General features: G+C 70.1%; 10 protein-coding genes. 7 read left to right on the top strand and 3 right to left on the bottom strand.

Annotation, left to right across the window (positions count from 1 at the left end):
- Window positions 1-28 precede the first annotated feature (28 nt).
- Together ileS and QSK05_RS10980 are read left to right on the top strand one after the other, a co-directional pair.
- The gene (ileS, locus tag QSK05_RS10985) at window positions 29-3178 is read left to right on the top strand and encodes an isoleucine--tRNA ligase (protein ID WP_285596741.1); all 3150 of its coding nucleotides are present in this window, start codon (window positions 29-31) and stop codon (window positions 3176-3178) included.
- A 139-nt stretch (window positions 3179-3317) separates the two neighbouring features.
- On the top strand, window positions 3318-3746 hold the full coding sequence (locus tag QSK05_RS10980) for a peptidase inhibitor family I36 protein (RefSeq protein ID WP_285596740.1): 429 nt from the start codon (window positions 3318-3320) through the stop codon (window positions 3744-3746).
- Between the two features lie 79 nt (window positions 3747-3825).
- Here QSK05_RS10980 and QSK05_RS10975 read toward each other — a convergent pair whose 3' ends face one another.
- The 3 genes from QSK05_RS10975 to QSK05_RS10965 form a co-directional block, all read right to left on the bottom strand.
- A complete protein-coding gene (locus QSK05_RS10975) occupies window positions 3826-4698 on the bottom strand; it encodes an alpha/beta fold hydrolase (protein WP_285596739.1) in 873 nt (290 codons plus the stop codon).
- A gap of 67 nt (window positions 4699-4765) precedes the next feature.
- Window positions 4766-5827 carry an RICIN domain-containing protein gene (locus tag QSK05_RS10970; protein ID WP_285596738.1) on the bottom strand — a complete coding sequence of 354 codons (1062 nt, stop codon included), beginning with the start codon at window positions 5825-5827 and terminating at the stop codon, window positions 4766-4768.
- 36 nt (window positions 5828-5863) lie between these two features.
- The gene (locus QSK05_RS10965; protein WP_285596737.1) at window positions 5864-8509 is read right to left on the bottom strand and encodes a right-handed parallel beta-helix repeat-containing protein; all 2646 of its coding nucleotides are present in this window, start codon (window positions 8507-8509) and stop codon (window positions 5864-5866) included.
- 208 nt (window positions 8510-8717) lie between these two features.
- Here QSK05_RS10965 and QSK05_RS10960 point away from each other — a divergent pair, with 208 nt between their 5' ends.
- The 5 genes from QSK05_RS10960 to QSK05_RS10940 all read left to right on the top strand — a co-directional run bounded on the left by QSK05_RS10960 (window position 8718) and on the right by QSK05_RS10940 (window position 16527).
- Window positions 8718-9929: a hypothetical protein gene (locus QSK05_RS10960; protein ID WP_285596736.1), complete on the top strand. Its 1212-nt coding sequence runs from the start codon at window positions 8718-8720 to the stop codon at window positions 9927-9929.
- A gap of 37 nt (window positions 9930-9966) precedes the next feature.
- A complete protein-coding gene (locus QSK05_RS10955) occupies window positions 9967-10275 on the top strand; it encodes a hypothetical protein (RefSeq protein ID WP_285596735.1) in 309 nt (102 codons plus the stop codon).
- An 18-nt stretch (window positions 10276-10293) separates the two neighbouring features.
- The gene (locus QSK05_RS10950; RefSeq protein ID WP_285596734.1) at window positions 10294-10605 is read left to right on the top strand and encodes a hypothetical protein; all 312 of its coding nucleotides are present in this window, start codon (window positions 10294-10296) and stop codon (window positions 10603-10605) included.
- Between the two features lie 51 nt (window positions 10606-10656).
- A complete protein-coding gene (locus QSK05_RS10945; protein WP_285596733.1) occupies window positions 10657-11838 on the top strand; it encodes a hypothetical protein in 1182 nt (393 codons plus the stop codon).
- 87 nt (window positions 11839-11925) lie between these two features.
- Window positions 11926-16527 carry an FtsK/SpoIIIE domain-containing protein gene (locus QSK05_RS10940; RefSeq protein WP_285596732.1) on the top strand — a complete coding sequence of 1534 codons (4602 nt, stop codon included), beginning with the start codon at window positions 11926-11928 and terminating at the stop codon, window positions 16525-16527.
- Window positions 16528-16610: the final 83 nt, after the last annotated feature.

Here is a 16610-nt window from a genome sequence, read left to right as displayed (position 1 = left end):
CCGACGATCAGCCGAGGAGCCCCCACCCGTGACGCGACCGCCCGCCCCCCGGTCACCGTTCGAGGCCCTGCCGTCCCGGATCGACCTCCCGGCCACCGATCACCGGATCACCGCCTGGTGGAAGTCCCACGACGTGTTCGCCCGGTCGCTGGCCCGCACGGCCGACGGCCCGGCCTGGGCCTTCTACGAGGGCCCGCCGACCGCGAACGGCGCCCCCGGCACCCACCACGTCGAGGCCCGTGTCTTCAAGGACGTGTTCCCCCGGTTCAAGACCATGAAGGGCTTCTCGGTGCCCCGCCAGGCCGGCTGGGACTGCCACGGCCTGCCCGTCGAACTGGCCGTCGAGAAGGAACTGGGACTGACCGACAGGCCCGGAATCGAGAAGGCCGGTGTCGCGTTCTTCAACGAGCGCTGCCGGGAGTCGGTGACCCGTCACGTCGGCGAGTTCGAGAAGCTCACCGACCGCATGGGCTACTGGATCGACCTGGAGAACGCCTATGAGACGATGTCTCCGGAGTATATCGACTCGGTGTGGTGGTCGCTCGCGAAGATCCACGCCGACGGCCGGCTCACCGAGGACTTCCGGGTCACCCCGTACTGCCCGCGCGACCAGACGACGCTCTCCGACCACGAGGTGGCCCAGGGGTACGAGACGGTCACCGACCCCTCGGTCTTCGTCCGCTTCCCCCTCCAGGCCCCGCTCCGCGGGCAGCCCGACGTCGACCTGCTGGTGTGGACGACCACCCCGTGGACGCTCGTGGCCAACACCGCGGTGGCGGTCAACCCGGAGATCACCTACGTCGTGACCCACACCGCCCGGGGAACGTTCGTCGTCGCCGAACCCCTGCTGGACGTGCTGCGCGACGAGGAGCCCGAGGTCCTGGCCAGGGTGCCGGGTGTGGACCTGGCCGGCCTGCGCTACCACCGCCCCTTCGACCTGGTCGACATCCCCGACGCCCACCTCGTGGTGCTCGCCGACTACGTCACCACCGCCGACGGCACCGGCCTGGTCCACCAGGCCCCCGCTTTCGGCGCCGACGACCTCAGCGTCAGCCGGGCCCACCGCCTGCCCGTCGTCAACCCGGTCGGGCGCGACGGCCGCTTCCACGACGAGCTGCCACTCGTCGGTGGAACCTTCTTCAAGGACGCCGACCCGATCGTCATCGACGACCTGCGATCCCGCGGCCTACTGCTGCGGGTACAGCCGGTCGAGCACCCGTACCCGCACTGCTGGCGCTGCCACACACCGCTCATGTACTACGCGCAGCCGTCCTGGTACATCCGCACCACCCGGGTCCGGCAGGCACTGCTGCGCGAGAACGAGTCGACGACCTGGTTCCCCAGCCACATCAAGCACGGCCGCTACGGCGACTGGCTCGAGAACAACATCGACTGGGCGCTGTCGCGCTCGCGGTACTGGGGCACGCCGCTGCCGCTGTGGCGGTGCCGCAACTCCCACGTCACCGCGATCAGCTCCCGGGCCGACCTCGGCCGCCGCACCGGACAGGACCTGTCACAGCTCGATCCGCACCGCCCCTTCATCGACGAGATCACCTTCGCCTGCCCCGACTGCGGCGAGACCTCCACCCGGGTGCCCGAGGTCATCGACGCCTGGTACGACTCCGGGGCGATGCCGTTCGCCGCGCACGGGTACCCGCACGTGCCCGGCAGCGTCGAGGCGTTCGAGGCCACGTATCCGGCGCAGTACATCGCCGAGGCGATCGACCAGACCCGGGGCTGGTTCTACACCCTGATGGCCGTCGGCACCCTGGTGTTCGACCGTTCCCCCTACGAGAACGTCGTCTGCCTGGGCCACATCATGGCCGAGGACGGCCGCAAGATGAGCAAGCACCTGGGCAACATCCTGGCCCCCATCCCCCTGATGGACGACCACGGTGCCGACGCCCTGCGCTGGTTCATGGCCTGCTCCGGCTCACCCTGGTCGCAACGCCGGGTCGGCAGCGCACCGCTCGAGGAGATCGTGCGCAAGGTCCTCATGACCGACTGGAACACGGCGTCGTTCTTCACCCTTCATGCGAGCCGCGCCGGCTGGGAGCCGCCGTCGGCGGCACCGGCGGGCACGCGTCCGTTGCTCGACCGGTGGATCCTGGGTGAGGTGCACCTCCTGACCGATGCGGTGGACGACCGTCTGGAGAACTTCGACACCGCCGGCGCGGGTCGCCTGCTGGCCGAGTTCGTCGACGAGCTGTCCAACTGGTACGTGCGCCGTAACCGCAAACGGTTCGGCCTCGGCGACCAGGACGCCCTGGCCACGCTCTTCGAGTGCCTGGAGATCCTGACCCGCCTGCTGGCGCCGATCGTCCCGTTCGTGACCGAGGAGATCTGGCAGCGGGTCGTCCGCCCCGGGCAGCCCGACGCCGCCGATTCGGTACACCTCGCGACCTGGCCGGTTCCCGATCTCACCCGGGTGGAACCGGATCTGCAGGCTCAGGTGCGAATCTCACGGGCGCTGGCCGAGGCCGGCCGCGCCGCCCGCAAGAGCGCGCGGGTCCGGGTGCGTCAGCCGCTGGCCCGGGCGCTCGTCGGGCTTCCCGCCGGTGTCGAGATGGCCGCCGCCCTGCTCGACGACATAGCCGACGAACTCAACGTGAAGGAACTGGTGCGGCTGGACGCGGCGGACGCGGTGGTGGACATCGCGGTCAAGCCCAGTTTCCGCAACCTGGGTAAGCGGTTCGGGCCCCGGACTCCGCAGATCGCCCGGGCGATCCGGGCGCAGGATCCGGTGGTCCTGGTCGGCCGGTTGCGGAGCGGGGACAGTGCGGCGGTAGACGTGGACGGCGAGACCGTCACGGTGGGTCCCGACGACGTCCAGATCACCGAGATTCCCCGTACCGGCTGGGTGGTCGAGTCACAGCGTGAGGTCACCCTGGCCCTGGACGCCCGGGTCACGCCGTCCCTGGCGGCCGAGGGTACGGCGCGGGACCTGGTCCGGGTCGTCCAGCAGGCACGTCGGGCCTCGGGTTTCGATCCGTCCGACGCCGTCCGCGTGAGCGTCGACGGTCCGGACGAGGTTCTGGACGCGGTCCGGGAGCACGCCGACTTCGTCCGGCGCGAGACCCTGGCCGTCCGTCTCGATCTCGGCGGCCCGGCCGCCGGTCAGTTCACCGGGAACGTCGGCGAGGGCCACACCGTCCGGGTGGACGTGGTCCGACCATGAAACGTCAACTCGCCCGGCGCGGGAGGACCGCCGAGGAGGGCGGTGTCATTCGTTCTCCAGAGGAAATGAACCGGAGCCCCGTAGGTTCACGGCTGCAGCATCGGCCAGACAGGTCGCCGCACTCCGGAGAGGGAACCCCATGAAACTCGTCGGCCGGATCGCCGCCGTCGTCTCGGCCGTGGCATTGTCCGCCACCGCCTCGGTCGCCGTCTCGTCACAGGCACAGGCCGACTCCCTGTGCCCCGAGGGCTACATGTGCATGTATGAGAAGGCCGACTACGGCGGTGGTCGGTACGTCCTGCCCCGGGCCGCTGACGGTGCCCCGTGCGACAAGGACTTCCGGGGGAAGAAGTTCGACAACGGAAACGCCCTCGACAACCACGTGTCGTCGTTCCGGAACCTCACCCCGTGGGCGGTTCTGCTGTCCACCGGCCCCGGTACCAGTTCTCCGGTGCAGTACATGGTCTCCCAGCGGCAGCAGGCGCCGCGGCTGGACCCGCTGCCGGCCCAGGGGTCCCTCATCCCGGCGATCTATCTCGACGATTTCATCTCCAGCGCCTGTTCCTGAACGACATCAGTTCCACTGCATGACCGGTGGTGGACGCGTCGGTGTCCCGACGCGTCCACCGTCAGTCGTTCCGGTCCGGCTACTCGTTGCGCAGACGGTCGGTGAAGAATGCGCGCAGGATCGGCACCACCTCGTCGAGAGCGCTCTCCAGCAGGAAGTGACCGCCGTCGAGAAGATGCACCTCGGCCCGCGGAAGGTCCTTGACGAAGGCCTCGGCCCCGGCGGGGTCGAACACCGGGTCGTTGCGGCCCCAGACCGCGAGCAGCGGAACCTGGCTCTCCCGAAAATACCTCTGCACGTCGGGATACAGATCGATATTCGTGGCGTAGTCGGCGAACAGGCGCAGCTGTACCCGATCGCTGCCCGGCCGGGTCAGCAGACCGTAGTCGCCCTCCCAGGTGTCCGGGTCCACGACCGACTCGTCCGCGACACCGGTCACGTACTGCCAGCGGGTCGCCTCCAGGGTCAGTGCCTGCCGGGCCACGGCCTCGGTCTCACGGGTCTGCTCCCTCCAGTACCCCCGCTGCGTCTCGAAGAAGGCCTCATTCAGTCCGTCGTCGTAGGCGTTGCCGCTCTGGCTGACGATCGCGGTCACCGCTTCCGGACGACGCAGGGCCAGCCGCCAGCCGATCGGGGCGCCGTAGTCCTGCACGTACATCGCGAACCGCCCGACACCCAGCCGGTCGAGCAGCTCCTGGGTGAGATCGGTGAGAGCCTCGAAACTGTAGTCGAACTCGTCCACCAGCGGCATGTCGGAGTGACCGAATCCCAGGAGATCGGGGGCGATCACGTGCCAGCGGTCGGCGAGCATCGGAATCAGCCGCCGGAACATGAATGAGCTCGCCGGAAAACCGTGCAACAGCACGATGACCGGAGCGTCGGCCGGGCCGGCCTCGCGGTAGTACAGCTGCCGCCCGTCGACCTCGGCGAATCGGTGATGGATCTGCGTCATGCCGCACATCCTCTCCACCGCCCCTTGATCACGAGTGAACACCGGTTCCACCGGAGGTCAACTGGTCTCAGCCGAACGTCCAGAGATGGTCGTCCTGGGTGGAGCACGGGAAGAGCGTCAGCCGCATCCCGAGCACCTTGTTGTCGACCCCATCGGGGTTCGAGACGTTGAGACACATATTGCTTTTCACGTTGACCAGGAAGAATCCACTCCCGTGGAACTCCTTGCGGAACATCTGGTTGTCCGCGCTGCCGAGCAGGCACTTGTGGGTGTTCACCACGGTGCCCTTCGCCGCGGCCCCGCCACCGTTGACGTCCAGGCACCAACCCGACTTCAGGTTGCGCAGCAGAAAAGTACCGTCCGCCTGGGTGACCGTCTGGTACACCTGATTGTCGTTGCTGCTGCCGTCGCAGGTGTACTGAGCGACCAGAGCGTTCTCGGCGACCGATCCGGTCCGGCCCGGAAGGTCCGCACAGTAGTGCGTCATCAGGTTACGGATGACGCCGACGGTCTTGTACGCGGGCCCGGCGGCGGTCGTGGCACTGCTGCGGGCAGCGGCCGCCGCCGCGGCCGGTTGCGTACCGGACGACGACGAGGTCGAGGTCCCGCCCGATCCCGTGCTCTGACCCCGAGTCGTCTGGCCGGCGGCCGGAGCGGTCGTCCCACCCGCGGAAGCCGGCTTCCCGCCTCCGGCCGCGGCACCGCCCCCCGCGCCGTTGTTCCCGGCCGGCACCGGCGCCAGCGCCGGATTCGTTGCGACACCGGCCTTCCCGGATCCGGACGAGCTAGGCACGGGCGTGACCGCTCCGGTGGAGGCCCGGCCCGACGGCCGCCCTCCCGCCGCGGCGGCCGTGGCGGAACCAGGGGTGTCATCGCCACCGATCGCGGACGCGGCCGCCTGCACCGCCGCCACCCCACCCAGCAGCAGGCCCACGCCCACGACCAGACCGGCACCGAGAACCCCCAGCCCGCCGAGGCCGTGGGTGGGCACGTGCATCCAGGGCTTGCGCACCAGGGCCGAACGGCTCCAGGAGGTCAGGAACGCCTCGTGCTCCGGTGTTTCCGGTTCCTTCGAGCCGACCCCTTCCGACGAAGAGGGTGGGGTCGTCTCGTCCTGCTCGGTCTTCACGTCAGCTCCAGGAAAACAGTTGTTCTTACAAAGGGATCAGATCGAGTGCGGGGTGATGTCCGCCGGTTCGATCCTCTGCAGGTCTTCGGTGGTCGAGTCCTCGCGGTCGGCCAGGCGCTCGGCCTGCCGTTCGGTCATGGTCTGGAACATCTGCCGGGCCACCCGGCCGTTGCCGAAACCGGCCCGGCGGGGTATCGAGTCGAAGTAGGTCACCAGGGCGTCCCGGGTCGGGGCGGTGATCTGGTACTGGTGGTGCTCAGCCTGCAGCTGCACGATCTCGGTGAGCTCCTGCGAGGAGTAGTCGGCGAACTCCAGGGTGCGTGAGAAGCGGGAGCCCAGGCCGGGGTTGGAGCTGATGAACCGCTGCATCTCGAGGGAGTACCCGGCCACGATCACCACGATCTCGTCCCGGTGGTCCTCCATCAGCTTCATCAGCGTGACGATCGCCTCCTGGCCGAAGTCGTTCGTCTGCCCCGGTGGCGACAGCGCGTACGCCTCGTCCAGGAACAGCACACCGCCCAGCGCCTTCCGGAAGATCGCCTCCGTCTTCGGCGCGGTGTGACCGACGTACGAGCCCACCAGGGCAGCCCGGTCCGCCTCGACCAGGTGCCCCTTCTCGAGCACCCCCAGGCGCGCCAGCAGTCCCCCGTACAGTCGCGCCACCGTGGTCTTGCCGGTTCCTGGGTTGCCGGCGAACACCAGGTGCCGGCTCAGCGGTGGCGCCGCCAGACCGGCTTCCTGGCGCCGTCTCACCATCTGCATGAGCTTCACCAGGCCGCTGACGTCGGCCTTGACCTGGTCGAGGCCGACCAGGTCGGTCAGCTTGCCGCGCAGTTCGTCGAAGCTCTCCGGCGGCTGCTCCCCCTCGTCGGCGGAACCGGGCTCACCGGCCCCCGGGCCTGTGTCCGTCACCGGTGTGCCCGTGACAGGGTGGAACGTCGGCCGGGCCCCCTCGTCCTGGTTCAGGTCCACCTCGGTGTCGTGGATCCGGCAGCCGATCAGCTCCGGCGTGGCTCTCCTGCCGATGTGCAGGGCCGGGAAACCGCAGCCGGACAGGTCGCAGTCGGTGTAGGTACCCCCGGCGTCCTCCCCGACGAAGATGCCGTTCTTCGCAACGTCACGCACGCGCAGCCCGGTCACCGTGGGCCGGGCGCTGCCCCAGACCACCAGCCCGGACCCACCGGCGCCCTCCACGACCGCCTCCTCGACGGTGACCTGGGTGTCCTTCTCCAGCACGATGCCCGCCGTGCCGGCCCGGCCCACGCGCACCCGTCGCAGGGTCACGCGACCGCCAGAGCCGACCTGGATGCCGGCCCGCTCGCTCCGGCGCACGGTGGTCCCGTCCAGCGTCACCGGCCCTTCCGAGGACAGCAGCAACCCGGTCCCGCACCGTTCGACCGTCAGTTCCTGACCGTTCAGGACGGCCCGGGACTCGACCTGTATTCCCGACATGCGGGCGTCCGTCACCCAGACGTCGCGCAGATCCATCTGCGCCTCGCCCTTGAGATCCGCACCGTGTTCGGACGACCCGGCGATCCTCGCCTCGGACAGCTGCACCCGCGCGGCGTCGTCGACGCATACCGAGCTGAAGGTTGTCCCCTTCACGACCACACCGGACGCCAGAACCCGGGAACGGCCCGACAGGAAGAGCCCGTTGGCCCCGCACCCGTGGACGCTCAGGTGGACACCCTGCATCCGGGTCTCGTCCCGCGCCACCACCCCAGTTCCTGTGATGGAATCCAGCGCAACATCTTCCAGGCTCAGCTCGACCGTCCCGGCCGCCACCACCCCGGACCGCTCGGTCCGGGACAGACGGGTACCGCTCAGCCGCACCCGACCGCCCTCGGCGAGCACACCGTCCCCACCGCACCGGTCGACCACGCAGCCGATCAGCTGGACGCCGTGATCGTCACTCTCCCCGGAGGACGCGAGGGCACTGCCGAGGATGCGCAGCCCTTCCGCGCCGGCCCGCTCGATCCGGCAGCCCTGGAGCACCACCGAGGCGGAGTCCTCGATGAGCACGCCGCTGCGCGTGCTCCGGGAGATCTCGCAGTCCTCCACCCGGAGCCGTGCCTCACCCCGGACCCGGAGGCCGGATCCCTTCGTGGAGTCGACCCGGCTGGCCTTCATCAGCAGCTCGGCCGAGTCGCTGACCACCACCCCGGTGCCGTCGACGTCCGTGATCGCGCAGTCGTGCACCTCGGCCGAGCCGGCCCCCGTCAGGTGCAGACCGACCACCGGGGAACTGCTCAGCCGGCAGTCCCGCAGGACGGCAGCCGCCTCACCCTCGAGAACCACTCTCCCGTGGCAGACCTTGCACCCGGACAGCTCCGTCCTCCCGGAGACCAGGCGCACCAGTGGCCCCCCGGTCGTGACCGCGTCGAAGGTCAGTCCACTGATCTGCGCCGAGGCCGAGACGACGGTGCCGCGCGGCCCCGTCACCCGCACGGTGCCCGGCCCGGCCTCGGCACGTAACCGCACCGCCCGGTCGATCACCAGGTTCTCGGGGAAGATGCCCGGGGCGATCAGCACGAGTTGCCCGCTCGCGGCCCGGGCGATGGCCTCACCGATGGTGTCGAGCGCGCCTGCGACGCCCGGGGCGACCCGCAACGAGCCCGGCGCCGGGCCGGACGAGGTCGTCCCGGTCTCGGGACGGCGCTTCTGGCTACTCGCGAATCTCATCCACTCGTCACTCTCGGAACCGGTTCCGCCGCCCGGGGGCCCGCCGGCGTCGCCGGGACGGGCAGGGGTGCGCCGAGTGTGCCAGGTGGACATTGACGTTCGATTGCCAGCACTTTCGCTCCGCGAATTGAACGGTCTGGGTCCTCCTGGCGTCATTCAGATGAGTGGGACCGGAGGCGGTCCGACGTTCCGGAGGAAGGTCCCAGCCGTGCCCGACCTACAGATCGACTACGAGCAGCTGCACCGTGTCGCCAAGGACGCGCGCCTGCTCAAGGACCATCTGTCCGACGTCGTCCCCGGTCTCGACACCGGGACCGTGGAGATCAGCGGCGACACCGGTCAGGACCCCGACCAGCGGACCATCGGCAACCACCCCCGGCCCACGGGCGGGCGTCACGTCATCGAGAACGTCGGTGACGCCGCCACGATCGGGCACCCGTCCCTGGCGAACGCCCTGATGACGTTCCGGGGCAACTGGGACCGGCCGTTCAAGGACTCGCTGGAGCGGCTCGGTGAGATGGCGAACCTCCTGGACGGCGTGGCCACCAAGTTCTTCGACTTCGACTCCACGGTCGCCGGCCAGGCCAACACCACGCTGGCCGCGATCCGCAACGCCGAGTGGGAGGCCCGCCGGGAGCAGTGGGAGTACTACCAGCGCAACAAGGACAAGACCTTTCAGCCCCGCGACTACTACGACGCGGACGGGAATCTGGTGCACCCGGACCCGGTGCCGCTGGTGGACTGGGGCGATCATCCGCCGACCGAACCGGGGGCCCGGCCGACCACCACCGACGCGCGAACGGTGTGGGAGGAGAACAACCCGGGGATCCCGTACCCGGGCGACTCGAACCCGACCGTCACCCACAGCACCTACGACGACCAGGGACGGGTGACCTCCGAGACCACGACGGTCACCTCGGGCGAGGGGCTGGCGCACGAGGACACCACGATCTACGAGTACGAGGGCGACAGTGACACCCCCTCGGTGACCCACACCACCGTGAAGCACAGCGACGGCACCGGCGAGGCCCTCACGATCACGCCCGGCGCGAACGGCAGTTACACGATCGAGAGCGTTTTCACCGATCCGGCGGACTCGAAGAACAACGGCCACAGCACCACCACGGTGACGCCCAAGCCGGGCGACGGTGGCTACACCCAGGTCCGTGTCGACCAGGACGGCACGTCGGACACCACCGAGGTGACCAACCACGAGGGCACCGACCACGACACCAAGGTGACCACCGACGACAAGGGAGTCGTGCGGACCTGGACCGGGGACGCGGACACGAACTCCTGGACCCAGACCACGGGGCCGGGTCCCGGAGAACCGGCCGACGACGGCCCCACCACGAACCCCGGAGGCACCGGCAACGGCAGCGGTGCCGGCGGCAACGGTAACGGATCCGAAACCCACTGACCGGAAAAGTTTCCGGTCCGACCGAAGGAGACACCGCATGGGTACCGCCATCAAAGTGGACTACGACATGGTGCGGGACGTGGCCGCCAAACTGAGCCACACGGCCGAGATCACCGTACCCAAGCTGACCACCCTGAAGACCCAGGTGAGCGCGATGCTCCAGGTCGGGGGCGGTCTGTACCTGGTTAAGTCCAGTCCACTGCTCTCGAGCAAGTACGACGCCTTCAACAACTCCATCACCGAGGCGGTGAACAGCATCCCCTCCTGGGCGGCGCAGTTCACCACCATTATCGGCCAGATCCAGGACCTGGACGACGGCATCTTCGACTCCATGAACGCCAACTGATCCGAGGAAGGAATCCCAGTGCCCGCTGACGTCGAGGTCGACCCGGAAGCCGTCAAAATGGTCGTGACGGCGATGAACTCCCGTAAGGACGAGATCATCAGTGACCTGAACATCCTGCACACCGCGGTCGCCACCATGCTGACGATCGACGGTGGTCTCTGGATGAACGAGTCCAGCCCGGTCATGAGCACCAGTTTCCAGGCCTTCTCCAACAACCTCTCCGAAGCCATCTCCAACATCAAGAACTTCGCGGACAGCTTCGGCTCCACCGTGGAGAACCTCCTGATGATGGACCACGGCTACGCCAGTCAGGATCCCGAGGACTCCTGATCGGCGTCCCCGGATCCCCCGCAGCAGAACGGTAACCAGGATGTCCCCGACATGAGCGGTCTCCACCTCGATCGCGGCACGGTGATCGCCGTCGTGACGGTCGTCGAGTTCGTCGTCCTCCTCTTCTTCGCCGCCCGATCGTTCAGCCGGAGGTGGGGATGGCGGCGGGTCTTCGGCCGGGCCGGAGGGTACGTCCGGTCGGTCTTCGCCGATCTGGCACAGCCGTTCCGGCAGATCCACCGGTTCCGGCGCGGCGTGCGGCGGATCTCCGGGGAGATGTCCGGCCCCGACACGGCCCGGATGCTGCGGACCGCGATCGGCGGTGACGTCACCGCCGATCCGGACTGCCGCCCCTACGCCGTCGAAATGAACAGCAGCAAGCTGCGTCTCGCGATGACCGGATTCACCCGTCCTGAGCCCGCCGCCCCCTGGCGGGCTCAGGACGGCCGCTGGGTCGCCGCCCGCCGGGATCTCGCGGACCTCCCTTCGCCCCAGCCTGTGTGCCTGGTCGCGATCGGGGTCGAGAGCGACACGATCACCCTGCTCGACCTGCTCGCCGCCCCCGGCGTCGTCGAGGTGAGCGGACCGGACCGGCCGGTGGCGGCCCTGATCAGTGCGATCGCCGCCCAGCTGTACTCCGGTCTGGCCGTCGCCGAGGACGTGGAGGTGATCGTGGCCTCGGGCCTGCATCCCCGGTTCCCCGGCCCGAGCCTGGCGTCGGTCCTGCGCGACCGGCTGGAACGAGCACCGGCACCGGACGCGCCGCAGCGTCTCACGGTGCTGCTGGGCGGCCGTCCCGATCGCGACGCCCGAGAACTCCTGGCCGCGGCCGGAACCCGGCTACCCCACCTGCGGGTCGTGGTGGCCGGGCCCTACGCGGGCCGGCGCTGGCGTCTGCCGGTCAGCGCGTCCGGTCGCATCGACGCCCCCGAGCTCGGCCTGTTCACCGACTCCTCGCCGCTGGAACACGGTGTGGCCCGGATCATCCGGCGCCGACGGAGCCCACTGACGCCCTTCACTCCCCCGGACGGACCGGCGCCCGAGCCGCCTCAGCGGGACGGGACCGATCTGGACGACCTGCTGGAACCGGAGCCGTTCAGTCCCCAGGCCACCGGCCGCAGCGCCGGAGACGCCGCACCGCACCGTGACCCCGCCGACAGCGCCGCCACCGCAGACTTCGCCGCCACCGCCGAAACCGCCGTCGAGACACAACCGGTCGATTCCCGCACCTGAGTGCGGCGACCCCGTACGTCCATCGGCTCATCCGTCCTGACCTGACCTGACCGACCGACACCCGGCCAGGGCGAAAGGTATTATCCCATGCAGCTGGTCATCACCGTCACCTCCGCCGACGACCCGGACCCGGAGGATCTCCGGGACGTCGTGCTCGACGTCGAGAAGGAGACCTCGCTGCGGTCACTGACCGGGGTCGCTACCGAGGAGCCCGGCCCCCGAACCGTTTTTGTGGACGGCAACCTCACCGACGCGGCGACGACGGTGGGCGCGGCCGGCCTGGTGTCGGGGCAGACCGTCGCGACCGGAAGCCCCAGCCCGGCGGCCGACCATGCCTGGCGCCCCGCCGAACCCGGCATCGACTGGCTCGAGGTCCACGCGGTCAGCGGTCCCCAGGCCGGACGCATCTGGCCGGTCCGGTTCGGCACCTACGGCATCGGGCGAGACCCCGACTCCTGGATCCGGCTCGACGGTGACGAGACCCCCGGGCAGGGGCCCGAACTGACGATCGACCGAAACGGCGAGGCCTGGCTGTCCGGGCTGGGCGGCACCCGCCTGACCCGCACCGGCATGACCCTGGCTGAGGAGACCGCGACCGTCCGCGGTGGGCGCCTGAGCCTGCCCGAACCCCCGCGCGAGGAGGTCGGGGCCCCGGACCCCAACCAGCGCAAGGCCCTCGAGGACGCCGCCGCCGAGTACGCCGAGCTGATGAAGGGTCACCACGGCGCCCGGCGCTGGCCGGCCGGGATGGACCTGGCCATCGGTGACACCCTGCTGCGCCTGGTCCCCCGCTTCGACCCGGACGCCGCCCTGGCCCCGTCCGAGGACCAGATCGGACGTGACTTCAACCGCCCGCCCCGCCTGGTGCCGCCCCTGCTGCAGCCCCCGGTGAAGATGCCGCAGCCGCCGACCGCTCCGCAGCGCCGCGGCTTCCCGCTGATGATGATGCTGTCCCCGATGGTTTTCGGGCTCGCCTTCATGGTCTTCTTCAAGTCGTACTTCTTCCTGGTCATCACCCTGATGACCCCCCTGATGCTGGTGTCGAACTGGATCCAGGACCGGCGCAGCGGGGCCCGCCAGTACCGCAAGGACGCCGCCGAGTACCGGCGCCGCCGCACCCAGGCCGAGCAGACCGCCTTCACCTCGATCAACGCCGAGCGCCGGGCCCGCTGCGCGGCGGCCCCCGACCCGGCCCTGGTCGGGCTGATCGCCAACGGCCCCAGCAGCCGTCTGTGGGAGCGGCGCCGCACCGACCCCGACTTCCTGGTGCTGCGGGTCGGCACGCTGGACCAGCCCTCGCTGATGGAGCTCGACGACCCGGCCCGAGAGGACCCGCACCGCCGCTACCGCTGGAACGTGCCGGACGTGCCGATCGGGGTGTCGGTGACCGACCACGGAGTCGTCGGGGTCGCCGGTCACATCGACAGCACCGGCCCGATCGTGCGCTGGATGCTCACCCAGGCGGCCACCCTGCACAGCCCCCGGGACCTGCGGATGTACCTGCTGATCCACCCGTCCCGCCCCGGCGGCGCCGACCGCTGGACGTGGACGCACTGGCTGCCCCAGGCCCGCCCGTTCCTCAACGGCGCCGGCGGGCCTCTGGCCACGATCGGCAACGACCCCGAGACCATCGCCCACCGGGTCGGCGAACTGACCCAGCTGATCAAGGCCCGCCGGGCGGCCAGCGGCTCCCGGATGGGCAACGTACTGTTCGCCGAGCCCGACGTCCTGGTGCTGATGGACGGCGCCCGCTCGCTGCGCGACGTGCCCGGCATCATGCAGATCCTGACCGAGGGGCCCGCGGTCCGGGTCTTCACGATCGCGGTGGACTCCCTGGAACGGCTGCTGCCAGAGGAGTGCACGGCCGTGATCCGCACCGAGCACGGCCGGATCACGTTGCGCCAGGCCAATGTTCCCGACAGCGAGGACATCCGCCCGGACGACGTGCGCACCGACTGGTGCGAGGACGTCGCCCGGTCGCTGTCGTCCCTGCGCGACGTCAGCCCGGACGACGTCTCCGGTCTGCCCGACCAGGTCCGACTGCTGGACCTGCTGCGCGCCGATCCCCCCACCGGCGACGCGATCGCGAACCGCTGGGCCCGCCGCCCGGCCTCGACCACCTTCCCGCTCGGAGCCGGCTTCGACGGGACCGTGGCCTTCGACCTGGTGCGCGACGGACCCCACGGCCTCATCGCCGGCACCACCGGATCCGGCAAGTCCGAACTCCTGCAGTCGATGGTCGCCTCGCTGGCCGCCGTGAACCGGCCCGACGAACTCGTCTTCGTCCTCGTCGACTACAAGGGCGGCAGCGCCTTCCACAGCTGCATCGACCTCCCCCACACCCTCGGCATGGTCACCGACCTCGACGAGGCCCTGGCCCTGCGGGCCCTGGACTCCCTCGCCGCCGAACTGCGCCGCCGAGAGACCATGCTCGCCGGCGCCGGCGCCAAGGACCTGCCCGAGTACCGGGCCCAGCGCGCCCGCGACCCCCAGATGGCCCCGATGCCCCGGCTGCTGCTGGTGATCGACGAGTTCGCCACCATGGCCCGCGAAACCCCCTCGTTCGTCCCCGGACTCGTCAGCATCGCTCAGCGAGGACGATCCCTCGGCATCCACCTCATCCTCGCCACCCAGCGCCCCGCCGGCGTCGTCACCGCCGACATCAAGGCCAATACCAACCTCCGCATCGCCCTGCGCGTCACCGACGTCGGCGAGAGCCAGGACGTCATCGACACCCAGGACGCGGCCCACATCTCGACCCGCAACCCCGGGCGGGCCCTGGCCCGGCTCGGCCATCGGTCCAGCATGCCCTTCCAGACCGCCTACGTCGGGGCTCCGGTGGAGTCCGACGAGGCCACCGGTGAGCCGGTCGAGAAGATCCCGGTGCCGCCCCGGGCCGAACGGCTGACCTGGTCACGGCTGGGCCGGGCCGTCCAGATGCACCTGACCGAGGACGAGGTCACCGACGAGTGGCCGGTGCACGAGAACAGCGAGCGCACCGACCTGGACGTACTCGTGGAGGCGATCCAGGAGGCGGCCCGGCTGAGTGAGGTCCCGCCGCAGCCGAGTCCCTGGCTGCCCGCTCTGCCGCCGCTCCTGCTGCTGGACGACCTGGACCGCCTCGACCAGGCCCAGGGGGTCAGCCGTTCCACCCGCGACGGCCTGGTCAGTGCTCCCTTCGCGCTGGCCGACCGACCCGCCCTCCAGCACCAGCACACGCTGGTCTTCGACCCGAGCCAGGACGGTCACCTGTTCGTCATCGGGGCTCCACGGGCCGGGCGCTCGCAGGTTCTGCGCACCATCGCCGGTAGTCTCGCTCGCGCGAATTCGGTCGACGATGTGCATCTTTACGGGATCGACGCGGCCGGGAGCGCGCTGAGTGTGCTGACCGACCTGCCGCACTGCGGTGGTGTGGTGCCGCGCTCGGACCTGGAGCGGATGGGGCGTCTGATCACGTGGCTGAGCGGGGAACTCGAGCGTCGTCAGCAGTTGCTGGCGCAGCACAGTGTCGCCGATCTTCCGGAGCTGCGGGTCAAGCTGGGTTCCGGGGCGGCGCCGGCGCACCTGCTGATCCTGGTCGACGGGTGGGACGCGCTGGCGGCCCTGCTGACCGATCACGACGGCGGTGCCCTGTACTCGCTCGTGCAGGAGCTGATCCGGGAGGGGGCGGGGGTCGGGATCCACTTGATCATGACGTCGGAGCGGGTGCTGACCGGGGGCCGGATCGCGGCGCTGTCCGACAACAAGATCATGCTGCGGATGACCGACCGCAGTGACCTGTCGATCGTCGGGGTGCCCGCGCAGCGTCTGCCGGTCGTGATTCCCCCGGGCCGGGCCTGGCGTACGCAGGACCAGGTCGAGATCCAGGTCGCGCTGCTGACGGCGGATCCGTCCGGTCAGGGGCAGGCCGCGGCGCTGCGGGCGGTCGGTGAGGACGCGGTGCGGCGCGACGCGCGGGTGCCCGATTCCCGGCGTCCGCACCAGATCGCGGTTCTGCCGTCGCGGATCGAGTTCGCCGACCTGTTCGCGCGCTGGCCGCAGTCCGAACGCGAGCCGCTGCGGGGGCTTCTGGGGGTCGGTGGTGACGCGGCGCCGCTCACGGTCGATTTCGGTGGCCGGGCCCATTCCTTCATCGTGGCGGGCCCTTCCGGGTCGGGGCGGAGCAACACCCTGGCCGCGCTGGGGATCTCGCTGTTGTCTACCGCGACCCGCCTGATCGTCGTCACGCCTCGCGAATCACCATTGCGGCGCCTGTCCCATCACCGTTCGGTCCATCTGCTGAACGGCTTGCGCCCCGATCCCGAGCAGCTGAAGGCCCTGGTGGCTCCGGAGCACGGTCCGACCGTGGTGCTGATCGACGACGCCGACCTGCTGGGTTCGGCCTCCTCGATCGACCCGGTGCTGCGGGAGCTGATCTCGGTGGGGCGTGACCGGGAACGGGGCATCGCGATCGCGGGCTCCGCCGACTTCCTCACCGGGCCGTCCGGGGGCTGGGTGAACGATGCCCGGCGCAGTCGTCAGGGTGTGTTACTGGCGCCGCAGACCAGTCTGGAGGGTGACCTGCTGGGGGTGCGTCTGACCCACAGCCAGTTGCGCGTGCCGTTGCGGCCGGGCCGGGGGTTCACCAGTCTGGGCTCGGCGCCCGGGCGGCTGCAGACCATCGCGATCCCGAACACCAGCCTGAAGTAGCCGCCGGACCGCGCGGCCCGTACTTGTCGCGTCAATAAAACGTCAACGGCGACGATCCATCCTGCTCACCTTCCGAGCCAGGA

Origin of the sequence: Kineosporia sp. NBRC 101731, assembly GCF_030269305.1 — a bacterium.
Lineage (GTDB): Bacteria > Actinomycetota > Actinomycetes > Actinomycetales > Kineosporiaceae > Kineosporia.
Note: the sequence above shows the minus strand (reverse complement) of the source record. Positions and strands in the feature narration are given on the sequence as shown.